The sequence below is a fragment of the Pseudomonas sp. HP_08 genome (assembly GCF_055284095.1).
Map to the genome: position 1 here is coordinate 38,125 of NZ_JBTOQC010000004.1, position 19,009 is coordinate 57,133.

At 61.1% G+C, this 19,009-nt stretch carries 17 protein-coding genes; all 17 read left to right on the plus strand.

The window, feature by feature from the left end; all coding sequences use genetic code 11:
* The first annotated feature begins 6 nt into the window (after nt 1–6).
* The 17 genes from ACYAS9_RS05225 to ACYAS9_RS05305 all read left to right on the plus strand — a co-directional run bounded on the left by ACYAS9_RS05225 (nt 7) and on the right by ACYAS9_RS05305 (nt 18,966).
* Nucleotides 7–900 carry an NAD(+) kinase gene (locus ACYAS9_RS05225; RefSeq protein ID WP_463567259.1) on the plus strand — a complete coding sequence of 298 codons (894 nt, stop codon included), beginning with the start codon at nt 7–9 and terminating at the stop codon, nt 898–900.
* Nucleotides 900–1,871 carry a metallophosphoesterase gene (locus ACYAS9_RS05230; RefSeq protein WP_463567260.1) on the plus strand — a complete coding sequence of 324 codons (972 nt, stop codon included), beginning with the start codon at nt 900–902 and terminating at the stop codon, nt 1,869–1,871. The genes ACYAS9_RS05225 and ACYAS9_RS05230 overlap by 1 nt, the downstream gene beginning before the upstream one ends.
* Before the next feature lie 48 nt (nt 1,872–1,919).
* Entirely contained in the window at nt 1,920–3,269 is a 1,350-nt protein-coding gene (locus tag ACYAS9_RS05235; protein ID WP_463567261.1) for an AAA family ATPase, read from the plus strand.
* Nucleotides 3,269–3,754 (plus strand): hypothetical protein, encoded by a 486-nt coding sequence (locus tag ACYAS9_RS05240; protein WP_463567262.1) that lies wholly within the window; start codon nt 3,269–3,271, stop codon nt 3,752–3,754. Before ACYAS9_RS05235 ends, ACYAS9_RS05240 begins: the two co-directional genes overlap by 1 nt.
* Nucleotides 3,754–4,677 (plus strand): tetratricopeptide repeat protein, encoded by a 924-nt coding sequence (locus ACYAS9_RS05245; protein WP_463567263.1) that lies wholly within the window; start codon nt 3,754–3,756, stop codon nt 4,675–4,677. The genes ACYAS9_RS05240 and ACYAS9_RS05245 overlap by 1 nt, the downstream gene beginning before the upstream one ends.
* Before the next feature lie 268 nt (nt 4,678–4,945).
* Nucleotides 4,946–5,206: a YeaC family protein gene (locus ACYAS9_RS05250; protein ID WP_463567264.1), complete on the plus strand. Its 261-nt coding sequence runs from the start codon at nt 4,946–4,948 to the stop codon at nt 5,204–5,206.
* Nucleotides 5,203–6,036, plus strand: coding sequence for a DUF2797 domain-containing protein (locus tag ACYAS9_RS05255; protein WP_463567265.1), 834 nt, complete (start codon nt 5,203–5,205; stop codon nt 6,034–6,036). The genes ACYAS9_RS05250 and ACYAS9_RS05255 overlap by 4 nt, the downstream gene beginning before the upstream one ends.
* A 14-nt stretch (nt 6,037–6,050) precedes the next feature.
* The gene (gene pepN, locus ACYAS9_RS05260; protein ID WP_463567266.1) at nt 6,051–8,711 is read left to right on the plus strand and encodes an aminopeptidase N; all 2,661 of its coding nucleotides are present in this window, start codon (nt 6,051–6,053) and stop codon (nt 8,709–8,711) included.
* 1,634 nt (nt 8,712–10,345) lie between these two features.
* Entirely contained in the window at nt 10,346–10,999 is a 654-nt protein-coding gene (locus ACYAS9_RS05265; RefSeq protein WP_463567267.1) for a YjfI family protein, read from the plus strand.
* Nucleotides 11,000–11,033: 34 nt separating this feature from the next.
* On the plus strand, nt 11,034–11,738 hold the full coding sequence (locus ACYAS9_RS05270; RefSeq protein WP_463567268.1) for a PspA/IM30 family protein: 705 nt from the start codon (nt 11,034–11,036) through the stop codon (nt 11,736–11,738).
* Nucleotides 11,739–12,287, plus strand: a complete 549-nt coding sequence (locus ACYAS9_RS05275; protein WP_463567269.1) for a rhomboid family intramembrane serine protease — start codon at nt 11,739–11,741, stop codon at nt 12,285–12,287.
* A 44-nt stretch (nt 12,288–12,331) separates the two neighbouring features.
* Nucleotides 12,332–12,994: a YjfK family protein gene (locus ACYAS9_RS05280; RefSeq protein ID WP_463567270.1), complete on the plus strand. Its 663-nt coding sequence runs from the start codon at nt 12,332–12,334 to the stop codon at nt 12,992–12,994.
* A 29-nt stretch (nt 12,995–13,023) separates the two neighbouring features.
* Nucleotides 13,024–13,449 (plus strand): DUF350 domain-containing protein, encoded by a 426-nt coding sequence (locus tag ACYAS9_RS05285; protein ID WP_463567271.1) that lies wholly within the window; start codon nt 13,024–13,026, stop codon nt 13,447–13,449.
* Nucleotides 13,450–13,464: 15 nt separating this feature from the next.
* Nucleotides 13,465–14,190, plus strand: a complete 726-nt coding sequence (locus ACYAS9_RS05290; RefSeq protein WP_463567272.1) for a DUF1190 domain-containing protein — start codon at nt 13,465–13,467, stop codon at nt 14,188–14,190.
* 9 nt (nt 14,191–14,199) lie between these two features.
* On the plus strand, nt 14,200–15,357 hold the full coding sequence (locus tag ACYAS9_RS05295; protein WP_463567273.1) for a glutathionylspermidine synthase family protein: 1,158 nt from the start codon (nt 14,200–14,202) through the stop codon (nt 15,355–15,357).
* Nucleotides 15,358–15,562: 205 nt separating this feature from the next.
* Entirely contained in the window at nt 15,563–16,549 is a 987-nt protein-coding gene (locus ACYAS9_RS05300; RefSeq protein ID WP_463567274.1) for a WD40/YVTN/BNR-like repeat-containing protein, read from the plus strand.
* 23 nt (nt 16,550–16,572) lie between these two features.
* Nucleotides 16,573–18,966, plus strand: coding sequence for an efflux RND transporter permease subunit (locus tag ACYAS9_RS05305; RefSeq protein WP_463567275.1), 2,394 nt, complete (start codon nt 16,573–16,575; stop codon nt 18,964–18,966).
* Nucleotides 18,967–19,009: the final 43 nt, after the last annotated feature.

The window sequence follows — 19,009 nt, forward strand, 5'->3', positions numbered from 1 at the left end:
AGCCTCATGGAGCACTTTCGTAATATCGGCATCATCGGTCGTCTGGGCAGTGCCCAGGTGCTGGAGACGGTGCGCCGACTCAAGAGATTCCTCCTGGACCGGCATCTGCATGTGATCCTCGAAGACACCATTGCCGAGGCGTTGCCTGGCCACGGTCTGCAAACCTCGTCACGCAAGATGCTCGGCGAGGTCTGCGATCTGGTGATTGTGGTCGGCGGCGACGGTAGCCTGCTGGGCGCGGCGCGGGCGCTGGCCCGGCACAATGTGCCGGTGCTGGGCATCAACCGTGGGCATCTGGGCTTTCTGACCGATATCCGCCCCGACGAGCTGGAGATCAAGGTCGCCGAGGTGCTGGACGGTCATTACCTGGTCGAGAACCGTTTTCTGCTGCAGGCCGAGGTGCGCCGGCATGGCGAAGCCATCGGCCAGGGCGATGCGCTCAACGATGTGGTGCTGCACCCCGGCAAATCGACGCGGATGATTGAGTTCGAGATCTGGATCGATGGCCAGTTCGTGTGCAGCCAGAAGGCTGACGGCCTGATCGTTGCCACCCCGACCGGCTCGACGGCGTATGCGCTGTCGGCGGGCGGGCCGATCATGCACCCCAAGCTCGACGCCATTGTCATTGTGCCGATGTACCCGCACACGCTGTCGGGTCGGCCGATTGTGGTCGACGGCAACAGTGAGCTGAAGATCGTGGTGGCCAAGGACATGACGATTTATCCGCAGGTGTCGTGCGATGGCCAGAACCATTTCACCTGTGCTCCGGGCGACACCGTCACGGTCAGCAAGAAGTCGCAGAAGCTGCGGCTGATCCATCCGCTGGATCACAACTATTACGAAGTGTGCCGTACCAAGCTCGGTTGGGGCAGTCGCCTCGGCGGGAGAGGAGACGACTGATGCTCGATCCCGCGCGTAGCTACGATCTGATCGGTGACGTGCACGGGTGTGCCCAGACCCTGGAGCGACTTCTGGAGCAACTCGGTTATCGTCTTGAAGCGGGTGTGTGGCGCCATCGCCAGCGCATTGCGCTGTTTCTCGGCGACATCATTGACCGCGGTCCACGGATCCGCGAGTCCCTGCACATTGTGCGTGACATGGTTCAGGCAGGTTACGCGCTGTGCATCATGGGCAACCATGAATTTAACGCGCTGGGCTGGGTTACCCCGGCCTTGCCACAAAGCGGCCAGCATTACGTGCGCGAGCACACGCCACGGCATGAAAAGCTGATCGGCGAGACCCTGGCGCAGTTCGAGCAGTACCCGGACGAATGGCGCGAGTTCATCGACTGGTTTTATGAGTTGCCGCTGTTTATCGATGCCGGGCGTTTCCGTGCCGTGCATGCCTGCTGGGACCCGAACCTGATCGAGCCGCTGCGTGGCCTGCACGGCTGCGGGCGCATCGACCGGCATTTCATCCAGGCCTCGGCGATTCCCGGCAGTTTTGCCAGCAATGTCTTCAACCGCCTGCTGCGCGGCACCGACATGCGACTGCCGCATGGCCTGACGCTGACCGGCGGCGATGGCCTGACCCGCGAGTTCTTCCGCACCAAGTTCTGGGAAGACGACCCGCAAACCTATGGCGATATCGTCTTCCAGCCCGACGCGCTGCCTGAAGGCGTTGCCAAGACGCCGCTGTCGACCTCGGACAAGAACGCCTTGCTGCGCTATGGCATCAACGAGCCGCTGTTGTTCGTCGGCCATTACTGGCGCAGCGGCGTGCCGGCGCCGATCCGGCCCAACCTGGCGTGCCTGGACTACAGCGCGGTGCTGTACGGCAAGCTGGTGGCATACCGGCTGGATCAGGAAACCCGGATCGACCCGGACAAATTTGTCTGGGTAGATGTCCAACGCCCCGAGGCGAGCCGCTAAGCGCTGTCTGCCCCTTTATTCAACCATTGGCTGTCACAAGGATTCACCATGGATGACTCGACGCTGGACCAACTGGAAGCCGCGCTGTCGGCGTCCCCCGGCAATGTCGCGCTGATTACCCTGCTGCTCAAGGCGTGCCTTGAGCGCGGCGATTATTCGCGTGGGCTCAAGTTGCTTCCCGATGACCTGCAAAACCAGGCCGGTAATGAAGCCCTCAAGCCCGTCGCGGCGCAGCTGTACCTGGCGGCCGGCGATGCACAAAAGGCGCTGGAGCTGGCCGAGGGCGACGATGCGCAGACACAGTTGCTGCGTGCCCGAGCGCTGGCGGATCTGGGCCGGCTCAAGGACGGTCAGGTTGAGTACCGCGCCGCGATCGATGCCAACCCGGCGCTGGAAGACATGGCGCTGTGGCGTCGGCTGAATGTGTCGGTCACCAGCATCGACAAGGGTGAAGGGCGTCCGCGCTTGCGCGTGATTTCCAACGACGACACTGACCAGACCGAAGTGCGCCGCTTGCTGGTGCCGGAAAGCCAGGACGTGACCTTCGCCGACATCGGTGGCCTGGATGAGCTGAAAAAGACCATCCACAAGAAAATTATCCTGCCGTACCAGAAGCCGGGCCTGTTCGAGCGCTTTCGCAAGCGTGTCGGCGGCGGTGTGCTGTTGTACGGGCCGCCCGGTTGCGGCAAGACCATGCTGGCGCGAGCCACGGCCGGCGAGTGCAAGGCCAAGTTCTTCAACGTGGCGATTTCCGATGTGCTGGACATGTACATCGGTGAGTCCGAGCGCAAGTTGCACGCCTTGTTCGAGCAGGCGAGGGCGCAGGCGCCGGCGGTGATGTTCTTCGACGAGGTCGAAGCGCTGGGCGGCAAGCGTTCCAATACACGCGACTCGACGTCTTCCAAGCTGGTCAGCCAGTTTCTGTCGGAGATGGACGGTTTCACCCAGGACAACAAGGGCGTGCTGATCCTGGCGGCGACCAACGTGCCGTGGTCGGTGGACTCGGCGTTCCGCCGTCCGGGGCGCTTCGATCGCACCTTGTTCGTGCCGCCGCCTGACCGCGTGGCGCGCGAGACCATGCTGCAGTTGATGGTCAAGGGCCGTCCGCTGGCGGCCGATATCGACTTTGCCTTTCTGGCCAAGAACACTTCGGGCTTTTCTGGCGCCGATCTGGGCGAACTGGTGGAAACCGCCGCCGATGAGGCCATCGAAGAGTCGATCGAGCAGGGCGGTGAACAGCCGATCTGCGACCGGCACTTCAAGCAGGCCTTGAAAGAGGTGCGCGCCACCACGCTGGAATGGCTGACCACGGCGCGCAATTACGCGCGCTATGCCAACGAAGGCAATCAGTACGACGAAGTGCTGGCCTTTCTCGACAAGCATGGCAAGGGACGTTGATGGCCACTGACAACGTGTATCGCATCGAAGACGAGCCGCGCCCCGGTGCGCTGGCCAAATTTGCCGTCTCACCGTTCTGGCCGCTGTTGGGCCTGATGATGGGCGGGCTGTGGCTGGGCTTGCCGTGGTTCGTGCTCAACTCCATCGCCGTCGGTTGCCCCAACCGGGTCAAGGAATGGATCTGGGCCGGCGTCGGTCTGCTGGGCAGCGTGATTATTGCGCTGGGCCTGCTGTGGCTGATCAATACCGGCTACCTGAACAGCCAGGTTCAGTTGCAATACGCCATTCTGATTCTGGTGGTGTGGAAGCTGTCCATCGGTTATGTGCTGTTCACCCAGCAGAGCGCCACCATCGAGCTGTACCAGTATTACGGCGGCGAGCTTAATCGCTTCGCGCCGCTGGTGGCGTTGGGTGGCGCGTTCCTGCTCAGGGGCGCGGTGCTCAAACTGCTGCCTTCAGACCTCTGGTTTTTGGTGATGAGCTGATGAATACAGACTATTTGCTGGAAGTCGCCTATCAGCGCCTGAACACCGGCCACACCGACGGCGCCATCGACAGCTTGCGCCAGTTGCTGGCGCATGACCCGGAGTCGGCCGAGGCGCATGCCTTGCTGGCCATCTGTTTGCTCAACATGCGCCGCCTGCATGCGGCACGTCACGAAGTCGGGCTGGCGCTGGCCAATGACCCGGCGCTGGCGCTGGCGCACTATGCGGCCGGGCAGATCGACATCGCTGCCCGCCAGTTCAAGAGCGCCGAACGGCACCTGTTGCAGTTGCTCGACCTGGAGCCCGTGCAGCCACGCGGCTATCGCAGCCTGGCGGACCTGTATCAGTTGACCGGACGCCTGAGCCAGAGCCTGCCATTGCTGGAAAAGGCGCTGGAATTGCAGCCTGATGACGCCGCCAATCTCACGGCCCTGGCCGATTACTACCGCTCATGCGGCGACTACGGCAAGGCGCAGCTGTTTGCCCGGCAGGCGTTGCAGGCTGAGCCCGGCCATATCGGCGCCATTGTGGTGTTAGGGCACTTGTTGCTGCGTGAAGGCAATGTGCAAGGCGCACGCGAACATGCGGCCTGGGCCTTGCAGGAAGACCCCAACAGTGTGCCGGCGCTGGGCCTGCTGACCGAGGTCAAGGCGCGCAGCAACGTGTTCATGGGCGGCTGGTGGCGTTTCAACCGCTGGCTGATCGAACGCGGCAGCACCCGCGCCATCGTGCTGTTGCTGGTCATGTTCGTCTGCTATCGGGTCACGGTGCTCACCGTCAGCAGCCAGGGCTACCCGCAGGCGGCGCAGGTCATCGACTGGTTGTGGCTGGGCTTTGCCATCTACACCTTCGCAGCCCCGCAGATCTTCCGCCGCACCATGCAGAAAGAGCTGGAGCAGGTGAAGCTGTCGAGAGATTTCTAACGGCGCTGAGAATCACCCGTAGGAGTAATGCCGATCAGTTAAGGCGGTTTTCGCCGATATTTCGTCTGGCGCCGAATCCGTAGGAGTGAGCATAGCTCGCGAAAGGGCCCGTAAAATCAGCACATTTGCGGTGGATGTACCTTAGCATTCGCGAGCTCAGGGGGCGGCCATCCGCCTCACTCCTACGGATCTTGATCATTTTTTAATCCCAAGTGTCCTGCCGCGCGATCAGCGTTAAACTGGCGCCATCCCGTAGAGAGTGTTGAACATGTCCTCTTTTGCAGAAATGATTCAAAACATCACCCCCGATGTCTATGAGAGCCTCAAGCTGGCTGTCGAAATCGGTAAATGGTCCGATGGCCGCAAACTGACCCAGGAGCAGCGCGAGCTGTCGATGCAGGCGTTGATCGCCTGGGAAGTGCGCAACCTGCCCGAAGACCAGCGCACCGGTTACATGGGCCCGCAAGAGTGTTCGTCCAAGTCCGGGCCGATTGCCAATATCCTGTTCAAGTCGGATGCCATCCATTGATTGAACTGGGTCGTGGTTCCGTCAACAAGATGGCGGCGCGTCAAGGTGACGCGCCGTTTGTGCAATATGCCTTTCGCCTGGGCGATGCTGAAATCGCGGTCAACCCGCTGATCGGCAAAAGCCTGCGCCTGGAGTTTCTGGGCGCCATTCATTGCAGCAACTGCGGGCGCAAGACCAAGTCCAGCTACAGCCAGGGCTATTGCTACCCGTGCATGACCAAGCTGGCGCAGTGCGATGTCTGCATCATGAGCCCGGAGAAGTGCCATCACCACGAAGGCACTTGTCGCGATCCGGCCTGGGGCGAGCAGTTCTGCATGACCGACCACATCGTCTACCTGGCCAATTCGTCCGGGGTCAAGGTCGGCATCACCCGCGCCACCCAGTTGCCGACCCGCTGGCTCGATCAGGGCGCCAGCCAGGCGCTGCCGATCTTGCGTGTGGCCACCCGTCAGCAGTCCGGCTTTGTCGAAGACCTGCTGCGCAGCCAGGTCGCCGACCGCACCAACTGGCGCGCGCTGCTCAAGGGCGATGCGCAACCGGTGGACCTCAAGGCCATTCGTAACGAGCTTTTCGAGCAATGTGGCGCCGGCCTTGCCGCATTGCAGGAACAGTTTGGCCTGCAGGCCATCCAATTGCTGCACGATGCCGAACCGCTGGAGTTCCGCTACCCGGTCGAGGCGTATCCGACCAAGATCGTCAGCTTCAATCTGGACAAGAACCCGATCGCTGAAGGCACATTGCTGGGCATCAAGGGCCAGTACCTGATCTTCGACACCGGCGTCATCAATATTCGCAAGTACACGGCCTATCAACTGGCCGTACTTCAGTAATAAGGATTTTCCGCATGCGCACCGAACAACCGCAAGTGATCCATCTGAAGGACTATCAGGCGCCCGAGTACCTCATCGACGAGACGCACCTGACCTTCGAGCTGTTCGACGACCACACGCTGGTTCATGCGCAACTGGTGATGCGCCGCAACCCCGAACGTGGCGCCGGCCTGCCGCCTCTGGTGCTCGACGGCCAGCACCTGGAGCTGCTGTCGCTGCAACTGGACGACAGCGAGCTGACCGCCGCCGATTATCAGCTGAGCGACAGCCACCTGACCGTGCAGCCCAAAGCCGAGCAGTTCACCCTCGACAGCACGGTGCGCATCCACCCGGAAACCAACACCGCGCTGGAAGGCCTGTACAAGTCCAGCGGCATGTTCTGCACCCAGTGCGAGGCCGAAGGCTTTCGCAAGATCACCTATTACCTTGACCGCCCGGACGTGATGAGCAGCTTCACCACCACGGTCAGCGGCGACAAGCAGAAGTACCCGATCCTGCTCTCCAACGGCAACCCGATCGCCAGCGGCCAGGAAGACGACGGCCGCCACTGGGCGACCTGGGAAGACCCGTTCAAGAAGCCGGCTTACCTGTTCGCGCTGGTGGCCGGTGACCTGTGGTGCATCGAAGACACCTTCACCACCCGCAGCGCGCGTGAAGTGACCCTGCGCATTTATGTCGAGCCGGAAAACGTCGACAAGTGCCAGCACGCCATGGACAGCCTGAAGAAATCCATGCGCTGGGACGAAGAAGCCTACGGTCGCGAGTACGACCTCGACATCTTCATGATCGTGGCGGTCAACGACTTCAACATGGGCGCGATGGAGAACAAGGGCCTCAACATCTTCAACTCCAGCGCCGTGCTGGCCCGCGCCGAAACCGCCACCGACGCCGCTCACCAGCGCGTCGAGGCGATCGTCGCCCACGAATACTTCCACAACTGGTCGGGCAACCGCGTGACCTGCCGCGACTGGTTCCAGCTGTCGCTCAAGGAAGGCTTCACCGTGTACCGCGATTCCGGCTTCTCGGCCGACATGAACTCGGCCACGGTCAAGCGTATTCAGGACGTAGCTTACCTGCGCACCCACCAGTTCGCCGAAGACGCAGGCCCCATGGCCCACGCCGTGCGCCCGGACAGCTTTATCGAAATCTCCAACTTCTACACCCTGACCGTCTACGAGAAGGGTTCGGAAGTGGTCGGCATGATCCACACCCTGCTGGGCGCCGAAGGTTTCCGTAAAGGCAGCGACCTGTATTTCGAGCGCCACGACGGCCAGGCCGTGACCTGCGATGACTTCGTCAAGGCCATGGAAGACGCCAATGGCGTGGACCTCACCCAGTTCAAGCGCTGGTACAGCCAGGCCGGCACGCCGCGCCTTGAAGTCAGCGAGCATTACGACGCCACTGCGCGCACCTACAGCCTGACCTTCCGCCAGAGCTGCCCGATGACCCCGGACAAGCAGGAAAAACTGCCGTTCGTGATTCCGGTCGCGCTGGGCCTGCTGGACCCGCAAGGCAATGAAATCGCCCTGCGCCTGGACGGCGAAACGGCGGCCGTCGGCACCAGCCGCGTGCTGTCGGTGACGGAGGCCGAACAGACCTTCACCTTCGTCGACATCGACGCGCAACCGCTGCCTTCGCTGCTGCGCGGCTTCAGTGCGCCGGTCAAGCTGAGCTTCCCGTACAACCGCGATCAGTTGATGTTCCTGATGCAGCACGACAGCGACGGCTTCAACCGTTGGGAAGCCGGCCAGCAATTGTCGGTGCAGGTGTTGCAAGACCTGATCGGCCAGCATCAACAGGGCCAGCCACTGGTCATCGATCAGCGCCTGGTGACCGCGCTGGGTACTGTGCTTGCGGATGAGCAACTGGACCAGGCCATGGTCGCCGAAATGCTCTCGCTGCCGGGCGAGGCGTACCTGACTGAAATCAGCCAGGTGGCCGATGTCGATGCCATTCACGCCGCCCGCGAATTTGCCCGCAAGGAAATCGCCAGCGGTCTGTTCGACAGCCTGTGGGCGCGTTACCAGGCTAACCGCGAAGTCTCGCGCAAGACCGCTTACGTGGCCGAGGCCGAACACTTTGCCCGTCGTGCCTTGCAGAACATTGCGCTGTCGTACCTGATGCTCAGCGAAAAACCGCAAGTGCTGGCAGCGGCTATCGACCAGTTCGACACCAGCGACAACATGACCGAGCGCCTGACCGCGCTGGCCGTGTTGGTCAACTCGCCGTTCGAGCAAGAGCGTGCCCAGGCACTGGCGGTGTTCGCCGAAAACTTCAAGGACAACCCGCTGGTCATGGACCAATGGTTCAGCGTCCAGGCCGCCAGCACCCAGCCCGGCGGCCTGGCGCGGGTCAAGGCGTTGATGGAGCACCCGGCGTTCAACATCAAGAACCCCAACAAGGTGCGGGCGTTGATCGGTGCGTTTGCCGGCCAGAACCTGATCAACTTCCATGCGGCAGATGGTTCGGGTTATCGCTTCCTGGCCGACATCGTCATCCAGCTCAACGGCTTCAACCCGCAGATCGCCTCGCGCCAGCTGGCGCCGCTGACCCGCTGGCGCAAATACGACAGCGCCCGCCAGGCGCTGCTCAAGGCCGAGCTGGAGCGGATTCGCAGCTCCGGCGAATTGTCGTCCGATGTGTATGAAGTGGTGAACAAGAGCCTGGCGGATTAAGCGGTTCTGAGTGATAGACAAGGCGTTATCCGCAGTTGCGGGTAACGCCTTTTTTATTGCTGTACACCGATTAATGCCTCGCTCTCATCAAACACAACGCACAACTGTCCGATTAATCGCATCCGTAGGAGTGAGCGCCAGCTCGCGAATGCTGATTACAAGTCACTGAATAGGTTGAAAGTGCTGGCCTCTTCGCGAGCTGCGCTCACTCCTACGTAATGTGTGTCGTACTCAGTATCAACGCCAGGCCAAAATCCGTGGGAGCGAGCGCCAGCTCGCGAAGGCTAAGGTACATTCACCGCAAATGTGCTGATTTCACCGGCCCTTTCGCGAGCTGCGCTCACTCCTACGTAATGTGTGCCGTACTCAGTATCAACGCCAGGCCAAAATCCGTGGGAGCGAGCGCCAGCTCGCGAAGGCTAAGGTACATTTACCGCAAATGTGCGGATTTCACGGGCCCTTTCGCGAGCTGCGCTCACTCCTACGTAATGTGTGCCGTACTCAGTATCAACGCCAGGCCAAAATCCGTAGGAGTAAGCGCCAGCTTGCGAATGCAAAGGTGCAGTCACCCCAAATGTGCTGATTTCACCGGCCCTTTCGCGAGCTGCGCTCACTCCTGCGCAATGTGTGCCGTACTCAGTCTCAAGCCCGCCCAAACTCCGTGGGAGCGAGCGCCAGCTCGCGAAGGCTAAGGTACATTCACCACAAATGTGCTGATTTCACGGGCCCTTTCGCGAGCTGCGCTCACTCCTACGCAATGTGTGCCGTACTCGGTATCAACGCCAGACCAAAATCCGTGGGAGCGAGCGCCAGCTCGCGAAGGCTAAGGTACATTCACCGCAAATGTGCGGATTTCACTGGCCCTTTCGCGAGCTGCGCTCACTCCTGCGCAATGTGTGTCGTACTCAGTATCAACGCCAGGCCAAAATCCGTGGGAGCGAGCGCCAGCTCGCGAAGGCTAAGGTACATTCACCGCAAATGTGCTGATTTCACGGGCCCTTTCGCGAGCTGTGCTCACTCCTGCGCAATGTGTGCCGTACTCGGTATCAAGGCCAGGCCAAAATCCGTGGGAGCGAGCGCCAGCTCGCGAAGGCTAAGGTACATTCACCGCAAATGTGCTGATTTCACGGGCCCTTTCGCGAGCTGCGCTCACTCCTACGTAATGTGTGCCGTACTCAGTATCAAGTGCGCCCAAACTCCGTGGCAGCTCGCGAAGGCTAAGGTACATTCACCGCAAATGCGCGGATTTAACTGGCCCTTTCGCGAGCTGTGCTCACTCCTACGCAATGTGTGCCGTGCTCAGTATCAACGCCAGGCCAAAATCCGTGGGAGCGAGCGCCAGCTCGTGAAGGCTAAGGTACATTCACCGCAAATGTGCGGATTTAACTGGCCCTTTCGCGAGCTGCGCTCACTCCTACGTAATGTGTGTCGTACTCAGTATCAACGCCAGAATGCGCGGAGCCTTGAAGGCTGACGCGCATTTGGATTGAGAACACAGTTGCTAGGGATCTGGTGTATCACACAAGAGATGTGCGCCATCTCGCGAAAATCCTCACATGTGAGGGCTTTCGGGTTTTTGAAACATCTGTTAGCGTGCGTGTCAGTTGTGTAAACGAATCAAGGGAGGAGTGCCCATGCCTCGCAAGACTGGAGGCGAGAACCCTTCGGGAACCGGCAAGCCCCTTAAGAGCTCGACCGACTATATGCGCGAAATGCGTCAGCGCCTCAAGGAGGCGGGTCTGGTCAAGCGCGAATTCTGGATCCGGCCCGAGAACACCGACGCTTTACGGGGTATCGAGAAGGCCCTGCGACAGCCCTTCCTCGGCACACGAATCAAACTGGAGGATTTCATGACCGAGAACGCCAACTGGACCATTCATTCGTTGCACAAATCCCTGGCCGAGCTGGACCTGGTGACTCAAGGCCAGATCGAACTGAGCCTGACCGAGGCCAGCGAGCACGGCATTCGCCTGACGCTGCGTGAGTTCGGTGACTTGCCGGTGTATCTGGCGGTGGTCGGCGACCAGATCCTGGCCGACACCACGCTGATCGAAGTCAGCCGCATCAAGGACACTGCCGCCTTCAATGAAATCGTGTTGCGCAGCCGTGATCTGTTCCCGCTGTCGGCGGTGGGCATCGAACAACTGGCCGACGGCCAGGAAGTCTACTGCCTGTTCGGCGCCCTGAGCGCCGCTTCGAGCCTGACCGTGATCGTTCAGGAAATCCTCACCCTGGCGGACAACGTGATCCGCGCGGCCGAGGCGTTCGAAGACCACTTTATCGACTGAAACGGCCCACTGGCCGTTCTGGAGAAAGACCTACATGAGCACAAGCATCTGGAAAAAACTGGTCACTGCCGTCCGTGGTGGTGCATCCGAAGTGGGTGAGGCGGTCATCGATGCCAATGCCTTGCGCATCCTCGATCAGGAAATTCGCGACGCCGACAGCGCGCTGGTCAAGGCCCGCGAAGGCCTGATCGGCATCAAGGCCAAGCACAAGCTGTCGACCCAACGCCTTGAGGAGCACAACAGCAACATCACCAATTGGGAAAACCGCGCCTTGCAGGCCCTGAACAAGGGTGAAGAAGGCCTGGCCGGCGAATGCGCGGCCAAGATTGCCGAAATCGAAGCCCTGCGCGATCAGGAAAAGGCGCTGGCCGACCAGTTCGGCAAGCAGACCAGCTTGCTGCAAGAGCAGGTGATCAAGGCCGAGGCGCGGATTCGCGGCCTCAAGCAGCAGGTCGAAATGGCCAAGGCGCGCGAAACCGTGCAACGTGCCCGTGTCGCCACGGCCAATGCCACCGGCGGCGCCAACGGTGCGGTCGAAACCGCCGTTGGTTCGCTGGCGCGGCTCAAGCAACGCCAGGATGAGCAGGACGCCAAGCTGGAAGCAGCTGAAGAGCTGGCCAATCAGTCCAGCGGTGGTGATCTTGAGCGTCGCCTGCAAGATGCCGGCATCGGTGCGCGCAGTGGCGGCGCTGATGACGTGCTGGCGCGGCTAAAGGCCAAAAGTCAGACCCCGCAATAATTGGCACTTTCGACACGCTTTCGCCTGATCCTCGGCTTGTCGCTGTTGATGGTCGGGGTGCAACTGGTCAATGCGTTCAGCGGCTACAGCCTGGTCCAGCACGGCATTTTGCCGCGCACGGTGTGGGGCTTGCAGGGCCTGGTGTTTGCGCCGCTGTTGCATGGCTCGTTCGCGCATTTGCTCAGCAACCTGCTGCCGTTCATGGTGCTCAGCTGGCTGGTGGCGACCGAAGGCGTCAAGCGTTATGCATGGGTGGTGGCGCTGGTGTGCCTGCTGGGCGGTGGCCTGGTCTGGCTGTTCGGGCGCACCAGCCTGCATGTCGGCGCCAGTGGTCTGATCTTCGGCTTGTGGGCGTATTTGCTGGCCCGGGTCTGGTATCAGCGCAGTTTCGCCAGCCTGCTGGTGGCGCTGGTGACATTGCTCGCGTACAGCGGTCTGATCATGGGTTTTGTGCCCATGCCCGGCGTGTCGTTCGAATCGCACATCGCTGGCGCCGTGGCCGGCGTGATCGTTGCCCGGTTGATGCACGCCAGGGCCGATCCGCGCTAAACGGGTTTCTATAGGGCATCCAGTCGATTTCAAGGAGATGCGCAATGAGTTGGTTCAAACGGGTCATGGGCCTGGAAGCGCCCAAACCTTCTGGCAAGCAAGCGGGCTCGGCCAGCGCCTCCAGTCCTCTGGGATTGCGCAGCGGCAATATGCTGTGCCTGGATGCTTCGCTCAAACTCCTGCTGGACGGCCATTCGCAGGTCGATCTGCCCGGTGACGAGAAGGTCTGGGCGGTGGGCGAGATCGATCTTGGTCAGGCCATGACCCTGCGGCGTTTCTATCTGGACGACGAAGACTATTTTCTCCAGGTGCTCAGCAACGGGCCGCTGGCCGAAGATATTCAGGACATCATCCTGTTCGGCTACTACAGCGCCACGCCGATCACCAGCCGTGACGAACTGTTACGGCTGACGGGGCCGTCATCGGAGATTGGCCTGCCGACCTACGAGCACGAAGGCGAAGTGTTCGAGCGCCAGTGGGGCACCGAGACCGGCCAGACCGAGCTCACGCCCATGGATGAGCGCGTGGTCAGCCCTGATAGCACTTACGTGGTCAAACACCTGAGCATGCTGTACGCCCGCGAGACCGGGCTGATCAACCGCCGCGAATTCTTGCTGTTCTCCCTTGAAGAGGACGAAGAGGGCAATATCAGCCTGAGCACGGCGGTTGGCGTCACGCTGCAATCCACCGACATCACCGTTCTATAAGAACGGCTTCACAAGAAAAGGAAATCTTCATGCTCGACGCGCTGCAATTGTCGCTCAATGCCCCGGCGGTATTGGGCTTCATCCTCTACATCCTGGTCGCGGCCCTGCTGTTTGCGGTGTTTCAGTTCATCTATAGCCGGGTCACACCGCACAAGGAATTCGCGCTGATCCGTGAAAACAACAGCGCAGCGGCACTGGCGCTGGGCGGTTCGTTGATCGGTTTCGCCTTGCCGGCCAGCAATATCATCGCCTACAGCATCAGCATTCTGGATGTCGTGGTCTGGGCGCTGATTGCCGCCGTGGTCCAGCTGCTGGCCTTCGGGGCTACCAGCCTGGTGCTCAAGGGCCTGTCGGCGCGGATTGCCAAGGGTGAAATGGCGGCGGCGATCTATGCGGCCAGCGTGGCCATCAGCGTCGGTATGCTCAATGCGGCGTGCATGACGCCTTCGGTCTGAGTCAGGGAGATCACCATGAGACGCAGTTCAGCCAAACTCGTGCTGGTCAGCGCGCTGCCGCTGGCGCTCAGTGCCTGCGGCGACTCGGACGAAAAACCGAATTTCACCGCCAAGACCACATTCAATTCGGTGCAGGAATGCTCCGAGGCCAAGGTGCCGGTGGACGTCTGCTCCGACGCCTACATGGAAGCCCTGGCCGACCACCGCCGCATCGCGCCGGTCTACGATGACAAGGCCTCTTGCGACGCCGATTTCGTGGCCGACTATTGCCAGGTCAACTCCGATGGCAAATACACCCCGAAACTGGGCGGTTTCGAGCTGTCGTTCGCCGGCAATGTGCCGCAACAGACGCTGGACCAGGCCAATCAGCAGATTGCCCAGGCCAACAGCGGCGCCACCAGCAACCTGCTGACCGGCCTGTTGATCGGCCACTTGCTCAGCAATGGCTTTGGCAACAACAGCCGTTATTACGCGCAGCCGGTGTACATGGGCCGCGATGATCGCGGCGGCTATTACAACTCGTCGCTGTACACGCACATTGACCGCGGCAAGACCTTCAGCCGCTCGACTCAGGCGCGCTATAGCTCGGAAAAGACCTACACCAAGTCGACGCTGGGTCGTAACCTCGGTGGCGGCTCGTCGGTGTCTTCGACCGTGTCGCGCGGCGGCTTCGGCAGCCAGGCCACGGCGCGCAGCGGCTGGGGCGGCAAGAGCAGCAGCATCGGCCGTTCCGGCGGTTAAGGGCAGCGCATGAAGCGGATCAGCATCGAAGAACGTCCCGACTGGCGCGCCACCGCCGAGCGTGAAGGTTTTGACTTTCACACCATCGACGGCGAGCGCTATTGGGACGAGCGTCATTACTACCTGTTCAACGAACAGCAGATCACCCGCGACCTTGAGGCGCCGACCCAGGAATTGCACCAGATGTGCCTGGACGCGGTCGCGCGGGTGGTCGACAGCGAGGCGCTGCTCAAGCAACTGGCGATTCCCGAGGCCTTCTACGATCTGATCCGCCACTCCTGGAAAGACGGTCACCGCCATCTTTATGCCCGCTTCGACTTTGCCTACGACGGCACGGGGCCGGCGAAGATGTACGAAATCAACGCCGACACGCCGACCAGCCTGATGGAGGCCGCCGCCTTTCAGTTGTTGTGGCTGGACGAGCAGATCGAGCGTGGCGTGTTGCCGGCGCATGCCAGCCAGTTCAATGCCATCGCCGAGGACCTGGTCACGGCGTTCGCGCCGTTCAAGGGCCCGACACCGTTTTACTTCTCCGCCATGTCCGGCTCTGCCGAAGACCGTGGCACCACCGAATTCATGCGGCGCATGGCCGCGCATGCCGGCATCGACACCCGGCATATCGATGTCGAGGACATTGGTCTGGATAGCCAGGGCCGCTTCGTCGACCTGCAAGGCCGCCCGATCGAGCGCTTGTTCAAGCTGCATGCGTGGGAGCATATCTTCCACGAGCCCTTTGGCCAGCACGTCGCCGCCAGCGGCACGCGCTTTGTCGAGCCGGCCTGGAAAGCGATCTTGAGCAACAAGGGCATTTTGCCGTTGCTGTGGCAGTTCAATGAAGGCCATCCCAACCTGCTGGAATCGTTTGTCGACACAAGCCCGACGCAAGCGGTGCCCAAGGGCTGGGTGCGCAAACCGTTTTTCTCCCGCGAAGGCGCCAATATCGAGATCCGCACGCCGGGTGACGAAGTGATTGCCGAAGACGGCCCGTACACCGATGCGCCTTATATCCTGCAGGCGTATTCGCCGCTGCCCAGGTTTGGTGAGAGCTACACGCTGATAGGTTCGTGGGTGATGGGCGATGTGGCCTCAGGGATCGGTATCCGGGAAGACGACAGCCTGATCACCAAGGACAGCAGCCGCTTTTTGCCGCATGCGGTGATTGATTGACGCTAACGCTCAGAACACGCTGCCTCCCTTAGACGTGCTCTGGTCTGGACAGCGCTCGGAAAATTTCGGAAATGCCACAGATTTACGGCTATAACTTCTGCGAAACGCTACAAATTTACGACTGCTAACGCAGCCGGTCGCGGGTAAACGCGCTCCTACGGGGCTCCGGCGTGTCCGGTATCAGAACAACAACAGGAAGTGGTCCATGAGCGATGCTTTACGGCGGTGTATCTGTCTGCTTGTTGTCTGTCTGGCGCCGGGTTTGCTCAGCGCCGCTGAATCGGAAACCTGGTCCATCGAGTCGAGCAAAGCCGCCAACACCCTGTTGCTGGATGTCGCGCAGGCCGGTGCTCGTCTGGTCGTGGTGGGCGACCATGGCCATATCCTCTATTCCGACGATCAGGGCCTGCACTGGCAGCAAGCCAAGGTGCCGACCCGCCAGTTACTGACGGCGGTGTATTTCGTCGATCAGCAACATGGCTGGGCCGTGGGTCATGATGCGCAGATTCTGGCCAGCAGCGACGGCGGCCAGAGCTGGAGCAAACAGTTCGAAGACCTGAGCCGTGAGGCGCCGCTGCTGGATGTCTGGTTTCAGGACCTGAACACCGGCTTTGCCGTCGGCGCCTACGGTACCTTGTTGACCACGGTTGACGGCGGCAAGCATTGGCAGGATGTCAGCGAGCGTCTGGACAACGAAGACCAGTACCACCTCAATGCCATTGCCGCCGTGCGCGAGGCCGGCCTGTTCATCGTCGGCGAGGCAGGCGGCATGTACCGCTCGCGTGATAACGGTGCCAGTTGGGAAAAACTGCAAAGCCCCTATCAGGGATCGTTGTTCGGCGTGATCGGCACCGCTCATGCACAGACGCTGCTGGTCTATGGGCTGCGCGGCAACCTGCTGCGCTCCAGCGATTTTGGCGACACCTGGAACCGCATCGAGCTGCAGGCCGGGCGCGGGCCGCTGGAAGCCAGCCTGACCGGCGCCGGCCTGTTGGCCGATGGCTCGCTGGTGCTGGTCGGCAATGGCGGCAGTGTGTTGCGCAGCCAGGACGACGGCCAGAGTTTCAAGGTGTTCAATCGTCCTGACCGCATCGCCCTGTCCAGCGTGACCGGCAATGCTCAAGGCCAACTGATTCTGGTCGGGCAGGGCGGCGTACGCGCAGGCCAGGCCAACGGCGCCACACCACAATAAGAAGTCGAACAAGGATGGCAGGCATGACCGAGTCTTCGCATTCCCGGCAGCAGTCCGATGAACAGGCCACATTGCTTGAGCGCCTGATCTTCAATCATCGCCCCACCGTGATCATCCTTTGCCTGCTGGCCAGTCTGGTGCTGTTCTGGCAAGCCTTGCAGGTTCGGCCCTCGACCAGCTTCGAGAAGATGATTCCGCTCGCACATCCCTATATCCAGAACATGCTCACGCACCGTAATGACCTGGGCAACCTGGGCAATACCGTGCGCATTTCGGTGGAGGCCACCGAGGGCGATATCTTTTCGCGGGCATACATGGAAACCCTGCGCGGCATTCATGACGAAGCGTTTTATATTCCCGGCGTCGACCGCTCGGGCCTCAAGTCGCTGTGGAGCCCCAGCGTGCGCTGGACCGAGGTCACCGAAGAAGGCTTTGCCGGCGGCGAGGTGATTCCCAAGACCTATGACGGCTCCGACGACAGCCTGGAGCTTTTGCGCAATAACGTACTCAAGTCCGGCCAGGTCGGGCGGCTGGTGGCCAACGATTTCAGGTCGAGCATCGTTGAGGTGCCGCTGCTGGAAGCCTACCCGGACCCCAACGATCAAGGCACCTTGCTAAGCCTCGACTACCAGCAGTTCTCTCATCAGCTCGAAGAAAAGATCCGCGACAAATACCAGGCGCAAAACCCGCAGATCAAAGTCCACATCGTCGGCTTTGCCAAGAAGGTCGGCGACCTGATCGACGGCCTGTTCATGGTCGTGGCGTTTTTCGCCATCGCCTTTGTCATCACCCTGGTGCTGCTGATCTGGTTCACCCGCTGCATCCGCAGCACCATCGCCGTGCTCAGTACCACGATGATTGCCGTGTTGTGGCAACTGGGCCTGATGCATGTGGTGGGTTTTGGCATCGATCCGTATTCGATGCTGGTGCCGTTTCTGATCTTTGCCATCGGCATTTCCCATGGCGTGCAGAAGATCAACGGCATCGCCCTGCAATCGAGCGAAGCCGACAACGCCCTGACGGCGGCGCGGCGCACGTTCCGCCAGTTGTTCCTGCCGGGCATGATCGCCATTCTTGCCGATGCGGTGGGTTTCATTACCTTGCTGATCATCGACATCGGCGTTATCCGCGAGCTGGCCATCGGCGCCTCGATCGGTGTGGCGGTCATCGTGTTTACTAACCTGATTCTGCTGCCGGTGGCGATTTCCTATGTCGGCATCAGTCGCAAGGCCGTCAGCCGCAGCAAGCAGTACGCGGTGTCGGAACATCCGTTCTGGCGCTTGCTGTCGAACTTTGCCAGCCCCGGCGTGGCCCGTGTTTCTGTGGTCCTTGCCGTGTTGGCCTTTGCCGGCGGGCTCTGGTACAGCCAGAACCTGAAGATCGGCGATCTGGATCAGGGCGCGCCAGAGCTGCGCCCGGACTCGCGCTATAACCAGGACAATGCTTTCATCATCGAGCATTACTCGACCAGCTCGGATGTGCTGGTGGTGATGGTCAAGACGCCGCCCGAAGGCTGCTCGGCCTACGCGACGCTGGAGGCGATGGGCGAACTGGCGTGGAAGATGGAAAATACGCCCGGCGTGCAGTCGACGGTGTCGCTGGTCAACGTGTCGCGCCAGGTGATCAAGGGCATGAACGAGGGCAGCCTGAAATGGGAGACCCTGTCGCGTAACAAGGATGTGCTCAACAGCTCGATTGCCCGCGCCGAAGGCCTGTACAACACCGACTGCTCGCTGGCGCCGCTGATGATTTTCCTCAACGACCACAAGGCCGAAACCCTCGACCGCGCCGTGCAGGCGGTGCAGGCCTTTGCCGATCAACACCAGAACCCCGAGCTTCAGTTTCTGCTGGCGGCCGGCAACGCCGGGATCGAGGCGGCGACCAACCAGGTCATCAAGCAATCGGAGTTTCTGATCCTGCTGCTGGTTTACCTGTGCGTGGCCGGCATGTGCATGATCACCTTCCGTTCGTGGGCGGCCACCTTGTGCATCGTGTTGCCGCTGGTGCTGACCTCGGTACTCGGCAACGCGCTGATGGCGTTGCTGGGCATCGGCGTCAAGGTCGCGACCTTGCCGGTGATTGCCCTGGGCGTAGGCATTGGCGTCGACTACGGCATCTATATCTACAGCCGCCTAGAAAGCTTTCTGCGCGCCGGGCTGCCGTTGCAGGAGGCCTATTACGAAACGCTCAAGTCCACGGGCAAGGCGGTGCTGTTTACCGGTCTGTGCCTGGCGATCGGCGTGTGCACCTGGATCTTCTCGGCCATCAAGTTCCAGGCCGACATGGGGTTGATGCTGACCTTCATGCTGCTGTGGAACATGTTCGGCGCGCTGTGGTTGCTGCCGGCGCTGGCGCGGTTTCTGCTCAAGCCGCAAAGGATGGCCGGCAAGGTCGGCCATTCGCTGTTTTCCCATTGAGTGGCTATCATGGCGACCTTTTCCCGCTACCCCGTGAGTGCTC